This is a genomic window from Pseudomonas imrae (assembly GCF_046352735.2).
In the GTDB taxonomy this organism is placed as follows: domain Bacteria; phylum Pseudomonadota; class Gammaproteobacteria; order Pseudomonadales; family Pseudomonadaceae; genus Aquipseudomonas; species Aquipseudomonas imrae.
Genome location: NZ_CP110853.2, coordinates 5,050,426 through 5,065,985 on the forward strand (window position 1 = coordinate 5,050,426; position 15,560 = coordinate 5,065,985).

At 62.1% G+C, this 15,560-nt stretch carries 13 protein-coding genes; 1 reads left to right on the forward strand and 12 read right to left on the reverse strand.

All coding sequences use genetic code 11. The annotated features are described in order from the left end of the window. Window positions 1-90: 90 nt before the first annotated feature. Window positions 91-1,011: a LysR family transcriptional regulator gene (locus OQ460_RS23060; protein WP_410019584.1), complete on the forward strand. Its 921-nt coding sequence runs from the start codon at window positions 91-93 to the stop codon at window positions 1,009-1,011. Between the two features lie 89 nt (window positions 1,012-1,100). On the opposite strand, the gene madM is transcribed toward OQ460_RS23060, so the two are convergent. From madM to OQ460_RS23120, 12 genes are all read right to left on the reverse strand, one after another. Next, window positions 1,101-1,865 carry a malonate transporter subunit MadM gene (gene madM, locus OQ460_RS23065; RefSeq protein ID WP_410019585.1) on the reverse strand — a complete coding sequence of 255 codons (765 nt, stop codon included), beginning with the start codon at window positions 1,863-1,865 and terminating at the stop codon, window positions 1,101-1,103. 5 nt (window positions 1,866-1,870) lie between these two features. Next, on the reverse strand, window positions 1,871-2,263 hold the full coding sequence (gene madL / locus OQ460_RS23070) for a malonate transporter subunit MadL (RefSeq protein WP_410019586.1): 393 nt from the start codon (window positions 2,261-2,263) through the stop codon (window positions 1,871-1,873). 66 nt (window positions 2,264-2,329) lie between these two features. Continuing rightward, entirely contained in the window at window positions 2,330-3,235 is a 906-nt protein-coding gene (mdcH, locus tag OQ460_RS23075; protein ID WP_410019587.1) for a malonate decarboxylase subunit epsilon, read from the reverse strand. Continuing rightward, window positions 3,232-3,828 (reverse strand): malonate decarboxylase holo-ACP synthase, encoded by a 597-nt coding sequence (locus OQ460_RS23080; RefSeq protein ID WP_410019588.1) that lies wholly within the window; start codon window positions 3,826-3,828, stop codon window positions 3,232-3,234. Before OQ460_RS23080 ends, mdcH begins: the two co-directional genes overlap by 4 nt. Beyond that, window positions 3,822-4,598: a biotin-independent malonate decarboxylase subunit gamma gene (mdcE, locus tag OQ460_RS23085; protein WP_410019589.1), complete on the reverse strand. Its 777-nt coding sequence runs from the start codon at window positions 4,596-4,598 to the stop codon at window positions 3,822-3,824. Before mdcE ends, OQ460_RS23080 begins: the two co-directional genes overlap by 7 nt. Next, a complete protein-coding gene (locus tag OQ460_RS23090) occupies window positions 4,595-5,437 on the reverse strand; it encodes a biotin-independent malonate decarboxylase subunit beta (RefSeq protein ID WP_410019590.1) in 843 nt (280 codons plus the stop codon). Before OQ460_RS23090 ends, mdcE begins: the two co-directional genes overlap by 4 nt. After that, complete coding sequence (locus OQ460_RS23095; RefSeq protein ID WP_410019591.1) at window positions 5,430-5,729, reverse strand: malonate decarboxylase subunit delta; 300 nt, start codon at window positions 5,727-5,729, stop codon at window positions 5,430-5,432. The genes OQ460_RS23090 and OQ460_RS23095 overlap by 8 nt, the downstream gene beginning before the upstream one ends. Continuing rightward, entirely contained in the window at window positions 5,729-6,586 is an 858-nt protein-coding gene (locus OQ460_RS23100; RefSeq protein WP_410019592.1) for a triphosphoribosyl-dephospho-CoA synthase, read from the reverse strand. The genes OQ460_RS23095 and OQ460_RS23100 overlap by 1 nt, the downstream gene beginning before the upstream one ends. Then, entirely contained in the window at window positions 6,587-8,257 is a 1,671-nt protein-coding gene (gene mdcA, locus OQ460_RS23105) for a malonate decarboxylase subunit alpha (protein ID WP_410019593.1), read from the reverse strand. A gap of 127 nt (window positions 8,258-8,384) precedes the next feature. Then, window positions 8,385-8,636: a DUF6124 family protein gene (locus OQ460_RS23110; protein ID WP_410019594.1), complete on the reverse strand. Its 252-nt coding sequence runs from the start codon at window positions 8,634-8,636 to the stop codon at window positions 8,385-8,387. A gap of 562 nt (window positions 8,637-9,198) precedes the next feature. Further along, window positions 9,199-9,654 (reverse strand): chemotaxis protein CheW, encoded by a 456-nt coding sequence (locus OQ460_RS23115; RefSeq protein WP_410019595.1) that lies wholly within the window; start codon window positions 9,652-9,654, stop codon window positions 9,199-9,201. Then, window positions 9,647-15,502, reverse strand: a complete 5,856-nt coding sequence (locus tag OQ460_RS23120) for an Hpt domain-containing protein (RefSeq protein WP_410019596.1) — start codon at window positions 15,500-15,502, stop codon at window positions 9,647-9,649. Before OQ460_RS23120 ends, OQ460_RS23115 begins: the two co-directional genes overlap by 8 nt. Window positions 15,503-15,560 lie beyond the last annotated feature (58 nt).

Genomic DNA, 15,560 nt, shown 5'->3' on the forward strand with positions numbered 1-15,560 from the left:
GCAAGGGTCAGTGTGATGTTCCGGGGACGGCGCTGGGAGCCCGGCTGTTTTGCGGGCACAATCGATGGCATTCGAACAAGAGTCACCGCCATGCTGATCGACGAAGAGTTCACCCTCAAGAAGCTGGAAATCTTCCTGGCGTTCATGCGTACCGGCAACCTGGCCCGCGCCGCCGCCGAACTGCAGACCAGCAATGTCAGCGTACACCGCGCCATTCACTCCCTGGAGAATGCCCTGCGCTGCCCGCTGTTCAAGCACGAGGGGCGTAACCTCACACCGCTGGAAAGCGCCTATGTGCTGGAAGAACGTGCGCAGAAGCTGGTGCAGGAGGTGGTCGACAGCATACGCCTGACCCGCGAAGCCGCCGGTTTTTCCGCCGAACGCTTCAAGCTCGGCGCGTTATATTCATTGACCGTGAAGACTGTGCCGCAATTGATCATGGGCCTGAAGATACGCCGCAGCGAGTTGAATATCGACCTGATCCTGGGCTCCAACTTCGACCTGCTGTACAAGCTCAAGAACATGGAGGTTGACGCCATCCTGATCTCCTTGGACGAGCACGCCAACGATCCTGATTGCGCACAGATCGCACTGTTCTCTGACGACATCTACCTCGCCACACCAGCCGATTCACCCTTCGACCGCGAGCAGGAAATCGACCTGGCCGACGTCCGCGACGCTACCTTCATCACCCTGACCCAAGGCTTCGCCACCCATCAGGATGGCAACCGGGTATTCAAGCAGGCGGGCTTCGAACCGAAGGTAGCGATGCAGGTCAACGATATCTTCACCCTGCTGAGCATGGTCAGCTCGGGCGTGGGGTATGCCCTGCTGCCAGGAAGAATTGCGGCTGTGTACGAGAACCGGGTCAAGCTGATTCCCTTACAGGCGCGTTACCGGTTGCAGCAGCACATCGGCGTGGTGTTCTTGAAGGCCAAGGAGCGCGATCCGAACCTGCTGGCGTTGTTGGCGGAGTGTCGGATGTATGCCAATCGACAGTTGGCGGTCTGAAATACCGCCATCGCGAGCAAGCCCGCACATGGGAAGTGGGGGCGGGCTTGCTCGCGATGAGGCCCGATAATACAGCCCAGATTACCGGATCACCCCACCAACCCCCGCATCACCAAAAACAACAACGACGGCCCCAACAAACACCCCAGCGCCGTATAAAACGCCGCCGTCAGGCACCCGTAAGGCACCAGCTTCGGATCGGTCGCCGCCAATCCTCCTGCGACACCGCTGGAGGTGCCCATCAGCCCGCCAAAGATCACCGCGCTGCGGGGACTGTTCAGGCCAATCAACGGGGCTACGAAGGGCGTCATCACCATCACCAGAATGGCTTTGATCAACCCGGCGGCGATGGACAATGCCATGACCTCGGAACTGGCACCAATCGCCGCACCGGTCACCGGCCCGACGATGTAGGTCACCGCGCCCGCGCCAATCGTGGTGAGGCTCACCGCATCGCTGTAGCCAAAGGCCATCGCTACGCCCACACCGGCGATAAACGATGAACCGACCCCGACAAACAGCGCCAGCACGCCAACGTACCCGGCGCGTTTAAGCTCATCGACACTCACCCCGAACGCCGTGGCCACAATCGCGAAATCACGCAGCATCGCCCCGCCCAGCAGGCCAATACCCGACAACAATGGGATATCCACTACGCCTTTCGAGCCACCGGTGAACGCACCGCCCACATAGGACAGCACCAAGCCCAGCAGGATGGCGATGGCCGAACCATGCAGGCGGCCTTTGGTGAAGTTGTCAGAGATCCAGTAGGACACCCACATGGTCAGGCCGATCACCGCAAAGCCGCTGATCAAACCGTAGCCCGTAATGACTTTCATCAAGGATTCATACATGGCGATCACCCCACCGACTTGGTAGTGGAGGCAGCATCCGGTTCACGGTTGCCGATACGCACCAGGACGGGCACCAGGGCAAACGCCACCACCACCGCACAGGTCCCGGCCAGGATTGCCATAGGGCCGCCACTGATGGCGCCATAGACGTTTTGCTGGGCCGCCATGGCCACCACAATCGGGATATACACCGCCGCCCAGAAGCTCACGCCTTGTTCCGACTTGCCGGTAAACAAGCCGCGCTTGTTCAGATAACTGCCCAGGCCAATCAGCAGCAACATTGCAATGCCCACCCCACCGACGTTGGCCGGGATACCCAGCAACTTGCCCAATAGCTCGCCGATAAACAGCCCCGCCAGGGTACACAAGGCCAAAAACGCCACACCGTAAATAATCATGCTGGTTGTCCTCTTGATGCTTGATCGAAATTGTTGTTTTTGTGCTTCGAAAGCCAAGGTCGCGCTTTATCGGTGGTGGCCGCCCTCCTCTCGCAGTAATGCCTGCAAGGTGTCCAGTCGCGCGCCTTCGAAGGCGATTACGCTGCCTTGCTCAAAGATCCGTCGCGACAAACCGCTGAGCACCGCGCCAGGGGGCAGTTCGATTTGCAGGCGCACGCCACGCTCGTAGGCGCCCTGCACAGTGCCACGCCAATCCACGACGCGGCACATGTTGAAGGCCAGGTCATCACGCAACATGGCGGGATCGCGGATCGGCCGCGCACGGCTGCTGCTCAAATAAGTGATGCCCGGCGTCTTGAGCGTGATCTGGGCAAAGGCCTCGGCCAAGGCTTCGGCCGGCTGCCTCAACAACGCGCAATGGGACGGCACGCTGACAGCCAGGCGCCTGGCGACGCCATTGCCCTTGACCCGCTGCGCGACACGCTTCATTGCCTCATCGCTGCCGGCGATCACGCATTGGTTCTCGGCGTTGATATTGGCCAGGTATACCGGGGTCTGCTGGCTGTGAACATCGGCCAGCAAGGCTTCGACGGTGGATAATTCCAGTCCGATGATGGCTGTCATGCCATAGCCCTGTGGATAAGCCTGTTGCATCAATTCGCCGCGCAAACTGACCAGTTTCAGTGCATCGCAAAAATCCAGGGCGCCGGCGATGACTGCGGCGGGATAAGCGCCGATAGACAGGCCCGCGACATAATCAGGCTGATGCTCCAGCAAACGTGCATTGGCGACGCCCGCGATCAACAAACACAACTGCACGGCGCGGGTAGATGCCAGGGCCTGGGTTGAATCAAGCTGACGAACATCTTCGCCCAGTACTTCGCTGGCTTCCTGCAACACGCTGGCAGGTAATTGCGCCAGCATCCCGCAACGCTGGGCGCCCTGGCCTGGAAACACCAGAAGGCTACTCATGCCACGGCCCGCCATGGGTCGACTACCAGTTGTGCGCCGCAGTTGGTCTTGAGCAATACCCGCGCGGCAGTGCCCGCCCATTCACGCAGGGCGACCGCGCCGAACGGGGTTTGCAGTTGCAGGTCCACCGCGCAAACCGCCGTGTCCAACAACGCCAGCAGTTCACGGGCCGCGCAGCGATCCAACGGCTCGGGCATGCACACGATCAGGTCCAGGTCGCTACGGGCGTGCAATGCCTCAACCCCCGTGGCCAGTTCGAAACCGGCACTGCCTGCAACGCCCCAGTCCAAGCACCCAAGCAACGGCCGTAGCTGATCCAGTGCGCGCAACGCGGGCACTGCCCTTGAAGACGTCACCGTACGCAGCGCTTGCGGCGGCACACGCCGTTCAATCGCTTGCACCGGCATCAGCGTCGCGTAGCGTTGCTCGCGTAACGGGCCACGCACCCCGACCGGCAGCCAGCCGGCGTCGGTCACCGCCCTGCGCACCACCACCGGATGCCCCGCGCCAAGCACGTCGAGCGCCCAGCCCGGGGCATCGGCCGGGAGGTGGCCCGGGCGCATGCCCCAGAGCAGATCGTGAGCGTTCACCATTGCTCCCGCAGCAATTGGCGAACGTGACTGGAAGCGGCACGATTGGCAGCCCCCAGGCGACCGCTCAGATCATGGCCACCGCGCTGCACATCCTTGATCGCCTGCATCAGGCAATCGCTGACGCGAGCCAGATCGTCGGGCGTGGGCTGTTCGATTTTGCTCACCGTCAAGGTTTCCCACAGCAAGCCAAGGCTGGCGAAGCTGTCGATGTCATAGGCCATCGGCGGCACGTTGGCGGCCAGTGCTTCAAGCTCTTGCACACTGCGCAACGTCACCCGCGCCGCCGAGGCCTTGCCCATGGCATGGACCATCACGCCCGGATCACGCAGAGCGATCAGGCGATTGGCCTGGTAGCCGTGGGCGAGAAACGCACCGGACATGGCCTTGCCCACCAGCAACCCGATCACCGGATGCCCGGCCAGACGTGCACGCGCATAGCTGTCGGCGGCCGCAGCCAGCGCCTGGTGAATGCCCAGGGCTTCTTCGCGCCGCCCATAGGCCTGGCTTGGCACGTCGACAATGGCAATCACCGGGCGCTTGTCGCCGCTGGCGATCACTTCATCCAGCACCTTGGCCAAGCCCCAGCCTTCCAGCAAACCGACCTCACCGCTACGCGCGCGGGGGAATCGATTGCGGGCATCGGGCACCACTGCGATAACGCGTACTGTTTGCCCACCAAGGGTGGCATCCGCCACTTTCAGCGAAGCTGGCAAGCCGCTGACGGGTGTCGCCCCGCAACTCAATGCGTTGAACCACTGCAAGCCCCTCATGCGCGCTCTCCCTGATACAGATCACGAACCGTCGCCGGATCGATTTGCGGTTCGGCGTCCAGCTCAGCCAGGCGCGCCAGGTAATAATCGGCCTGGCGACTGCGTTGCTTTACCGGCAAGCCCCGATGCAACAGTTGCGTGACCTGCTGCTGGATCTGCGTCACATCATCGGCCACGTAACCGTCGGCCAGGCCGCTGTTGAACCGTTGCTCGCCGCCGGTCAGGCTCCAGATGAAGGGTCGGTCGCGCGAATCGTATTCTTCAATACCCGCTTCCTGCTCGATCACCTGCGGGCCGTTCAGGCCCAGCCGTGCTTCGCGGGTCACCAGCACATAACTGCACAAACCAGCAGCGATGGACATGCCGCCAAAACAACCGACGCTGCCCGCCACTACACCAATCACCGGCTGGTACTGACGCAGGTCGACAATCGCTGCGTGGATATCGGCAATCGCTGCCAGCCCGAGGTTGGCCTCTTGCAGGCGCACGCCGCCGGTTTCCAGCAACAGCACTGCGCGGGTAGGAATGCCCTTGCGGTTGTCTTCAGCGGCCAGTTCCAGGGCACCGGCGATTTTTGCGCCGCCCACTTCACCCAGGCTGCCGCCCTGGAAGTTGCCTTCGATTGCGGCGATTACCACGGGCAACCCGTCAATCGCGCCTTTGGCGATAACCACCCCATCGTCCGCCTGGGGCACCACGCCCTGGCGGCTCAGCCACGGCGACATCACGCGCTGGAACGGGTCAATCAGTTCTCGGTAGCTGCCGGCATCCAGCAAGGCCTTGGCCCGTTGCCGTGCGCCAAGTTCGACGAAGCTGTGTTTGGTACGCAAGTCAGTCATGGCCCAGCTCCTCAAAACCTTGTTCCAGGCGCAGGCGTACCACGCCAGGGGTTGCGCCGAAATCGTGGATATCAATGTTCAATGCCGGCGGTGTCTGCTCCTGGAAGATTCGTTCGAACAGGTGCCGCCAACGTTGCTCGGCGCCGTTGACCGAGGTTTGTACCTGGATGCTCAGGGTGCCCGCAGTCCCCGGCTCCAACAGCACTTCCAAGTCTCCGGAACCGACGCAACCCACCAGAGCGCGGCCCTTGGGCGGCTGCCCCGCGGGGAATTCAAAAGATAAGGTTTCCATCAAAACGCTCCGTCGCAAGACTCGATGCGGTCGATAAACAGGCAGGCGGCCAACAGGTCGGCGGCGCCACCGGGGGAGGCATTCAGGGCGAGCAACTGCTGATCCAGCTCATTGAGCCGCCGACGCCCGGCCAGGCTCGCGCTGCCGCCTGCGTCCAGCACCGCTTGGGCGCCCTGGTGCATGGCGTGCAAGCCTTCGGGGCCCGCGCGATAGAGCACGCAGGTGTCGGCCAACTGAGTCATGATCGCCAGCAGCGCATCGAGGCGGGCGTTCTGTTCGCCGTGATGTTGCCGGCGGCTTTTTTTCAGTTGCGGCAGGCCGTATTGCAGCACTGCCGGAAAGCCCAGTTGCGCTTCTTCGCGGGCACCCCGAGCACCATAGCGTTGGGCGACTTGCGCGCCATGGCTCAACGGTTGTGGCGCATGCCGGTCGTTGAGCAAGGCCAGGCGCGCGGCGCGCAGGGTCAGCGCACTGGCGCTGCGCGATTGCGCATCCAGTGCCGCCGCCGCGACCAGCAGCCCAAGGGCCCAGATTGCTCCACGGTGGGTATTCACGCCTTGGGTCGTCGCGAGCATTGCGTGTTCGCCTTCACGACCGATGCGCCCGAGAGCTTCGCGCAGCGGCAAAGCGATCTCACCCAAGTCGATAGCAGCTTCGGCCATTTGTTTGAATGCAGGCCACAGGGACAACGCCGAGGCATGCATCAGGCCAAGGTGCAGATCGCTGTGGGCACCGTTGCCACGGCGATCCACCAGGGCGGGTTTAGGCGATAAATCCGCCTCGTCGATCAAAGCGTCTACCGCCCAGTCAGCCAGTTGGTCGGCCAGGGGCAGTCTGTGCAGTTTGAATGCGTGCATTTACCAGCTCCTGAACTTGGCGGGCGGGTTGTACAAGCCACCGGACCACTCCACCAGATCGGCCACGCTTTTCGCGGCCAGCAGCTCGCGGGTGGCGTCGGTACGGCGGATGCCGAGGTCTTCGGGCAAGGCGATCAAACCTTCACGGCGCATGCGCGCGGTGTCCTTGAGGTTGTGGCGCAAGCCGATGACAGTGACACCGGCCACCGCAGCAATCATCGCCTGACGTTCCTCCACGGAGCGTGCCTTGTACAGGTAGGCGATGCCTTCTTCGGTGAGCAAATGGGTGACGTCGTCGCCGTAGATCATGATCGGCGCCAATGGCATGCCGCTCTTGCGGGCCACTTCCACGGCGTCGAGGGTTTCGACGAAGGTCGGTTTTCCGCCCTCCTGGAAGGTCTCGACCATTTGCACCACCAGTTTCTTGCCGCGCTCGAGCAAGGCCTCGGGCCCATCGCCGTGGCGCATATCGAGCCAGGCCGGCGTACCGTGCCGGCGACCGCGTGGGTCGTGGCCCATGTTCGGCGCCCCGCCGAAACCGGCGAGCCGACCACGGGTCACGGTTGAGGAATGACCGTCGCCGTCCACCTGCAATGTGGCGCCGATAAACAGGTCCACGGCGTACTGGCCGGCCAGTTGGCAGAACATCCGATTGGAACGCATGGAGCCGTCGCGGCCGGTGAAGAACACATCCGGCCGCGCCGCGATGTAGTTCTCCATGCCCAGTTCGGTGCCAAAACAATGCACGCTTTGCACCCAGCCGCTTTCAATGGCGGGGATCAGGGTGGGGTGCGGATTGAGCGTCCAGTTGCGGCAAATCTTGCCTTTGAGGCCGAGTGATTCGCCGTAGGTCGGCAGAATCAGTTCAATGGCTGCGGTGTTGAATCCGATGCCGTGATTGAGCGACTGAACGTTGTGTTTTTCGTAGATGCCACGAATCGCCATCATCGCCATCAACACATGCACCGGTTTGATGTGCCGTGGATCGCGGGTGAACAGCGGTTCGATGTAGAACGGTTTATCTGCCACCACCACAAAATCGACCCAACTGGCCGGGATATCGACGCGGGGCAAATCGCTGACGTCGTCCACCAACTGGTTGACCTGGACGATGACAATGCCATCGCTGAACGCCGCGGGCTCGATCAGCGCCGGGGTGTCTTCGGTGCTGGGGCCGGTGTAGATATTACCGGCGCGGTCGGCCATGAAACCGGCGGACAGCACCACGTTGGGAATCAGGTCCACCACCAGCCGCGCGTAGAGTTCGATGTAGGTATGAATCGCGCCGACTTCCAGCAAGCCGTCTTCGAGCAATTGGCTGATGCGCAGCGATTGGGTGCCGGCGAAGGAAAAGTCGAGCTTGCGCGCGATGCCCTTTTCAAACAGGTCCAGGTGCTCGGAACGTCCGACGCTGGGCATGATCATGTGCAAATCGTGAAGCTTGGCCGGATCGGCCCTGGCCAGGGAACGCGAGAGAAAATCCGCCTGCTTCTGGTTATTGCCTTCCAGCACCACGCGGTCGCCGGGCAGGATCAAGGCTTCGAGGGCCTCGACAATCCTGTCGCTGGGAATCACTGCGCCGTCGACAAAGGATCTGACCAACTCGAGCCGCCGCCGCTTTTCATCGCGCCGCCGCGTCCAGCGCGAGTCGGGGTTTATTGTTGTTGTCATGGTCGCTCCACGGGTTCGCTGTCGTGGGGCTCACCTTAGGAGTCAATCAATGGCCTATCAATCAAGCTCGGCGGCGAACTGTTACGGGTGGAGTAATGGTTGTGACCACACGACACCCGTTCAAGCGTTAGGACGCTGGCGAAGGGGATAACTGTTCCAAAGCCCGCTCTACCAACATCTGGCCCAGTTCGGTCATTTGCTGGATCGCGAGCATCACACCGCGCTGGGAACCCACCAGTTCAAAAGCCAGGCCGCCAGTCAAGGCGTTGAGTGAGGCGAGGGTTTCGCTGGCGTTGATCAACAGGGTTTCGGTGTTTTGATGAGGGTTTACGGTGAAGAGGTTGAATGAGGTAGGCGAATTGGGTGTGGGTTTGAACATGAAAGACAGCTCCGATATGTGAGGGAGGCTGACCCTGTTCGCTTGCACGCGAATTGGGTGGCAGCTGTACGCAGGTGTGCAAGACCGGGCATATCGGACCCCGGCAGACTCGAAGGTCTCCCGCGCACAGCCGCCATAACAAACACAGCGAGCATAAAAAACGCCCGTTGAATGGCTAAGGGCGTTGGTGCGCCGACATGTAACCGGACTTGCACGTCCGTGTCACCGTTTTTTGCGGTGACCGACAAAGACTAGGCTCGAAGATGGTGAGCGACAAGCTCATGTGGGGCGCGAAAACTTGCAGGAAAAATCTGAAGGCATCAAACCGCGCGATTATTCCTACAGGCTTTTGGGGTTGTTGCTCAGATGTCGTCCCTCTAGCCTTTTGGATTTGAATCATCTCGCCGGCAGAGCACGATAAATAAGGTCCTTGTGGGAGCTGTCGAGCCCCGGCGAGGCTGCGATAGCGGTCTGTCAGGCGACATAAATGTCGGCAGGCCCGCCCTCATCGCAGCCTCGCCGGGGCTCGACAACTCCCACTTTTGATCTCCATCGGTTTTGTTCAGGCCAACCCCGATTCCACCAGCAGCGCCTCCAACCCCATCAGGTCGGGCACCTTCGCCACCTGTTCGCCTACTTGCACCGCCGCCAGTTCCAGCGGGCAGAGCGGCACGTCCACATAACTCAACTGGCTGTCGACCTTGTATGAGCGCGGAATGCCCTGAATCACCAGCGCAATGAACTTCAGCGTCGCCCGTCCGCCCAGAGCATTGAGGACTACGATCCTTGCGTGCTCGCCCATTACGCTGGTGCCACCACACGCGGCTTCGAAGCTGATCAGGGGCACCTGCTGATCACGCCAGGTGATCTGGCGCAAGTACCATGGCGGTGCATCGCTGGCGGGTTCGCCGCGCTGGAAGTCGATCAGCTCCGCGACCGCCACGTTGGGCAACAACAAATGACGGTCGGCCAACGGCAGCAGCAGCCCGGTGAGTTGGCTGGCTCGGTGGTCAAGCATGTTTGGGGCTCCAGTAGGCAATGCTCTCCAACAACACCGATTCCTGGTAGGGCTTGCCGAGGTAGTCGTTGACGCCAATGGCCATTGCCCGGTCGCGGTGCTTCTGGCCGGTGCGGGAGGTGATCATGATGATCGGCAACTGTTTGAGCCGCGGGTCGTTGCGCACCTGGATGGCGACTTCAAAGCCGTCCATGCGCGGCATTTCAATGTCCAGCAACATCAGGTCGGGCGTGTGTTCTTCCAGCACGGCGATGGCGTCGATGCCGTCTTTGGCCGTCAGTACGCTCATGCCGTTGCGTTCCAGCAGGCGGCTGGTGACTTTGCGCACCGTCACCGAATCATCCACCACCAACACCAGCAAGCGGCGTTTCTGCTGTGGCTCGCTGAGCGCCGGCAGCGTGTCCGACTCCCGGGACGGCAAGGCGGGAGCCCGCGCGCGAATATGCGCTAGCAGGTCGATAATCAGCACCACTCGACCGTCTCCGAGAATCGTCGCCCCGGATACCCCTTGCACAGCGGCGAACTGCGGCCCCAAGCCCTTGACCACGATCTCGCGGGTGCCAACCATTGCGTCGACCTGCACGGCAATGTGCCGGTCGTTGCATTGCATCAACAACACCGGTAACGGCTGGCTTTGCCCCAGCAGCTGCGGCCTGGCGACGGTGTGCAACAGCTCGCCCAGGTAATACAACTCGTGACGCTGCCCGGCGTATTCATACATCGGTGGATCAAGTTGGTAATGCCCTTGCAACTCGTTGGGCAACACCCGCACCAAGCCTTGGATGGTGTTGAGCGGAATTGCATATTGGTCGTCCGCACACTGCACCATCAAGGCCCGGTTGACCGAAACGGTAAACGGCAGGCGAATGCGAAAATGCACGCCCATCCCGGCAATAGAGTCGATCACCATCGTGCCGCCCAGCTGGCGCACCTCTTCATGGACCACGTCCATGCCCACGCCACGCCCGGAGATCTGGGTGATTTTTTCGGCGGTGGAAAACCCCGGCTGCAAGATGAATTGCAGCACATCGCGGTCGCTGATCTCGACGTTGGCGTCGAGCAAGCCGCGCTTGATCGCCTTGCGCCGCACGGCGTCGAGAGGCACCCCGGCGCCGTCGTCGCGCATGTCGAAGATGATATCGCCGCCTTCGTGGGTCAGGTCCAGGGTGATGCGACCTTTCTCCGGCTTGCCCGCCAACAGACGCGCATCACGGGACTCCAGGCCGTGGTCGACAGCGTTGCGCAGCATATGCTCCAGCGGAGCGACCATGCGCTCCAGCACATTGCGGTCCATCTCGCCCTCGGCATTGCCGACCACGAATTCAACATCCTTGCCCAATTCGCCGGCCACTTGGCGCACGATGCGCTTGAGACGCGGCAGCATGCGCTCGAACGGCACCATGCGCGTGCGCATCAGGCCTTCTTGCAGCTCGGTGTTGATCCGCGCTTGCTGCTGCAACAGGTTCTGCGCATCCTGATTGCGCTGGTCGAGGGTTTCCTTGAGGTCCAGCAAGTCGGAGGCCGATTCAAACAGCGCGCGGGACAGCTGTTGCAGTTGCGAATGGCGGTCCATTTCCAGCGGGTCGAACTCTTCGTAGCCCAAACGTTCAGCCTCGGCCTGCTGGCGACTGAGGATACGGCCCTGGGTTTCGGTATCGAGGCGACGCAATTGGTCGCGCATGCGCTCGATGGTGGTTTCCACCTCATTCAGAGCAATGCGCGCATCGTTGACCTGCTGCTCGATACGTCCGCGAAAGATGGAGGTTTCACCGGCCAGGTTGACCAGGTCGTCCAACAGTTCGGCGGAAATCTTCACCATGTCGGCGGCCGGTTCATTAGCTGGCGCCGCCTCGGGTTTGACGGAAGGCGGTGCGACCAGAGCCGCCTGTTCATCAACCGGCAGTACCAGGCTTTTGATCCGCTCGATCAAACGCTCCACCGACCCCACCGGCATGCCCGCAGCCACGGCTTCGACCATCTGTGCCAAACGATCATGGCAGTCCTGCAGCAGGGCAAACAGCTGCGTCGTGGGTGCCAGCAAGCCTGCCGACACACCTTCGTAGAGAAACTCCAGCTCATGAGCCAAGTCGCCTATCGGCCCAATCTCGACCATCCGCGCTCCACCCTTGAGGGTGTGCAAATCACGCAGCAGGGTTTCCACTTCCTGGCGGCCCTGGGGCTCGGCCTGCCAGCGCAGCAACGCGGCGGCGGAACTGTCGAGGATATCGGCCGCCTCCTCCAGGAAGATGTCCAGCAACTCGGGGTCACTGCCGGACGTCTCGACCTCAGGTGTGGGGGACGTTGCCACCGGCCCGGCGCTTCGGCGCCATTCGCGCAACCCGTTGATCAAGGTGCCTGAGTCACTCAGCGCTTGCTGCTGTTGCAGTTGCTCCAACTGCAGCGCCAGGTGCTCGTGGCTGGCCATCAGCAACTGCGCCAACTCACTGGAGTAACTGTAGCGCCGGTCAACCAGCCCTTCGTAAAGGCTTTCCAGTTCCAGCGCCAGATCCGCCACCGGGCCGATTTCGGCCATGTGTGCGCCACCTTTGAGCGTGTGTAAATCTCGCTGCAACGACGGCAGCGTTGCCGCGTTTTCTGGGTCCAGCAACCAACGCTTGAGGGACTGCCCGGCGCTGTCGAGGATATCCACGGCCTCTTCAAGGAATATCTCGACGATTTCATCGCCCACCACCGTAGCCTGCTCCAACTGCGCAGTGGCGCTGGTCAACTCGCTGATACTCAGGCCGCGGCTGCCATCGCTTTTGATCAGGCCGGTGGCGGCCGGATCCAGGCCCTCTTCCAGCAGCTCGCGCAAGGCTCGCACACGCAGCGAAGCGGGAGCGATTTCCTGGCCAGCGGCGAGTTGATCAAGCATGTTGATCAGCGATTCATGGGCCTGCTCAGCCTCGTGGAAAAACCGCTCGCTGACCGCCAGGCTGCTTTCTTCCACCGCACCGTACAGGTCGAGCAGGGCTTCGCACAGCTCATCCATCGAATGCAGGTCGGCCAGATGCGCGCCCTCGCCCAGGGTGGTCAGCTCTTCGAGCAATGCGCTGAGTTCCTGGCGCTCGCCGGGGTGTTGCTGCCAGCCGCGCAGGAGACTTTCTGCGTCCAGCAGAATGTCCATGCCCTGCGCCAGGAAGCTGCTGATCAATTGGGGGTCACGTTTGGCCGGCATGCCTGCATTCGGGCCGTCGAGGAAGGCTGCAAGCTGGCTGTCGAGGCGGCTCTGGGTACGCTCGATCAAGCTGGCGGCACCGTGTATCGGTGCGTGAGGATCGCTGTCCAACTGGCGCAAGCCGCGTTGGAGCAGCGCTTCGCCTTCCAGCAGCAAGTCGATTTCGTCCAGGTCCAGCGCCAGGCGGTGGGCCTTATATTCACGGGTCAGGTGGTCCAGCGGCCGGGCCAGCTCGGCGATGGATAACACGCCTGCCATGTAGGCGCTGCCCTTGAGGGTATGCAGCGCGCGTTGCAGTTCGTCGCTGACCTGCAACGGCAACTCTTCGGTGGCGTGGTGCAAAAAATGGTTGATGCTGTCGAGATGGCTTTGAACCTCGTTGCGGAAAATCTCCAGCAACATGGGATCCAGGACGGGCGAGTCATCGTCCTGAGTCTGCGGTAGCTGACCACCGACGGCCAAGGCATGAGCCTGCGCCGCCAAGTGATCAACCGCATCCCGCTGGCGCTGAGTATCCGAAGCGAAGTCCGCGATCAGTAGCGGCAGCAGTGCCACGGCATCCTGCAGAATCGCCTGCACATCGGGACCCGGTGCCACGCTGCGCTCCAGCACTCGGTTGAGCAGATTCTCGACGGCCCAGGCCAGTTCCGCCAGCACCAGGGCGCGAACCATTCGCCCGCTGCCCTTGAGGGTGTGGAAGGCCCGGCGCATTTCGCTCAAGGTGGCTTTTTGTTGCAGGCCCACCAGGCCGTCAGGCACATGGCGGCGCAAGATTTCCAGTACCTCCTCGGTCTCTTCAAGAAAGACTTCTCGCAGTTCGTCGTCTACCGGCTGCTCATCGGCGGGCGGTGGCAACAGGCTGCCTGGGCGTTGCAGGGCCGGCGGATTGAGACGCGAGGTCGGGTGGGCGAGCACTTCGGCCAGAAAAGGAGTTGGTTGCGGCGGCTCCTCGTTCGTTACCGGCAGCACCTGGCGCCAGGGTGCCTGGTTTTCGGTGGGGGCATAACCCAGCGCTGTCAGCCCTTCAAAGGCCACATCCAGCACTCGCTCCCCAGGTGCATCCGGGTCCTGAAGCATGCGCTCCAGGTAGTATTCCAGGCTCGTGAGCACATCGGCAAAATGCTCAAGCTGTCCTTCGCCGGGCGTAGCCTGGCTATTCATCAGTTGTTCACCCACATACTCATTGCACGCGCGCATCAAGCGGGCGGCGCGAGGCAGCGGGACCATCGCCAACGCACCGCGCACCTGCGTCAGCAACTGCGGCAGGGATTCCAGGTGCTGTGTTTCCCAACCTGCCTCGATGCAGTCGATGACCAATTCCCGCGCCTGCTTGAGGCACTGGCACGACTCCTTGATGACCATTTGGTGGATCCGGGTCAGGTCAGTGGTCGGCAGACGGTTTTCTTCATGGCTTTGCGGTTCGACGGTACCGATCATGCCGGCCAGGGTCGCCTCCACGTAAAGCAACGCGCCGGCGACGTCCATCAGCACCGCATCGTTCGGTTCACGCTGGCCCTGGGCCAGACCCTGCACGACTGCCAATTGGTCGATGATCACTTTGCGCGGCTGGCCGAACCCCAGCACGGCCAGGGTGTCGGCGATCTGCCGCAAGGGCGCCAACAGGCTGTCGAGGTCGGACGTATGCTGGCGGTCGCTGCGTACGAACAGATCCAGGCGTTCCTTGACTCGCACCAACTCTTCACACAGCGCCCCCAGTACCGAGCCCATGGCATTGCGATCCGGACCCGCCAGACGCGCACGTTCGGCGTCCACCAGCGCGCTGTCGGGCAGTGCTTCGTCCAGGCCGTAGCGCTCCTTGAGGCTTTGCATCCGCGGCGTCGGCCGGGTGACTTTGGCGATATAGAACAACAGGCTCTTGAGCAACTCATCGGGCGCCGGCGTGTTGATGCCCATGATGCCCTGGGCCTGCAGGCGCTTGAGTTCCTTGTCGCACGCCTTGAGTAGACTGCGCAGCGCCGGGCTGTTGGCGATGACGCCGGTGAGCATGCCTTCGGCCAGTGCCGAAGTAACTTGCCACAAGGGCAACAGCGGCGCGCCGTGGCACAGGGCTTCGAGCTGGGCGAACACCCGCGCCATGTCTTCCAGGTTGCTGGGGCCATGGTCTTCACGCAACAGACCGGCCAGGCCCTGTTGCAGCATTTGTCGCCATTGTCGCAATTGTTCGGGAAAACCTTCTGGCGCACGCTGGGCCAGGGCGTCATCGGGCAGCGGCGCGATGACCAGCAGTTGCGGACTGAACAGGCTGGTTTCCGACAGCAGGCTTTTACCATGCACGCTGCGCAGATCGTTGAGCAACGGCAAGACCACCAGCGGCAGGTCACGGCGGGCGCCGTGGACCCGATCCAGGTACAGCGGCAATTGCCCCAGGGCTTGTTGCAGCAGGCGAACACCTTCATCTCGCTGGCTGACAAGCTCGGCTTGCAAGGCCAGGGCCAGGTGTTCCATTTCTTCGGCAAGCAACGCCGCGCCGTAGAACTCGACAAGTTGCAGGGCGCCATGGACCTGGTGGATGCCATCCAGGCACTGGGCGATCGCCTCGCGGCTGGAATCGTCGACGTAGGCCTCCAGCGCCGAGCGCGCCTGATTCAGGGTTTCGGCGATTTCGCCCTTGACCCATTCGAGGGCAACGTAGTCGTGCCGGTCAACCATAACTGCTCCCGCTCCCACACAAACCCGCTTCCACATGGGGTCCGCGGTGATTTTGAGG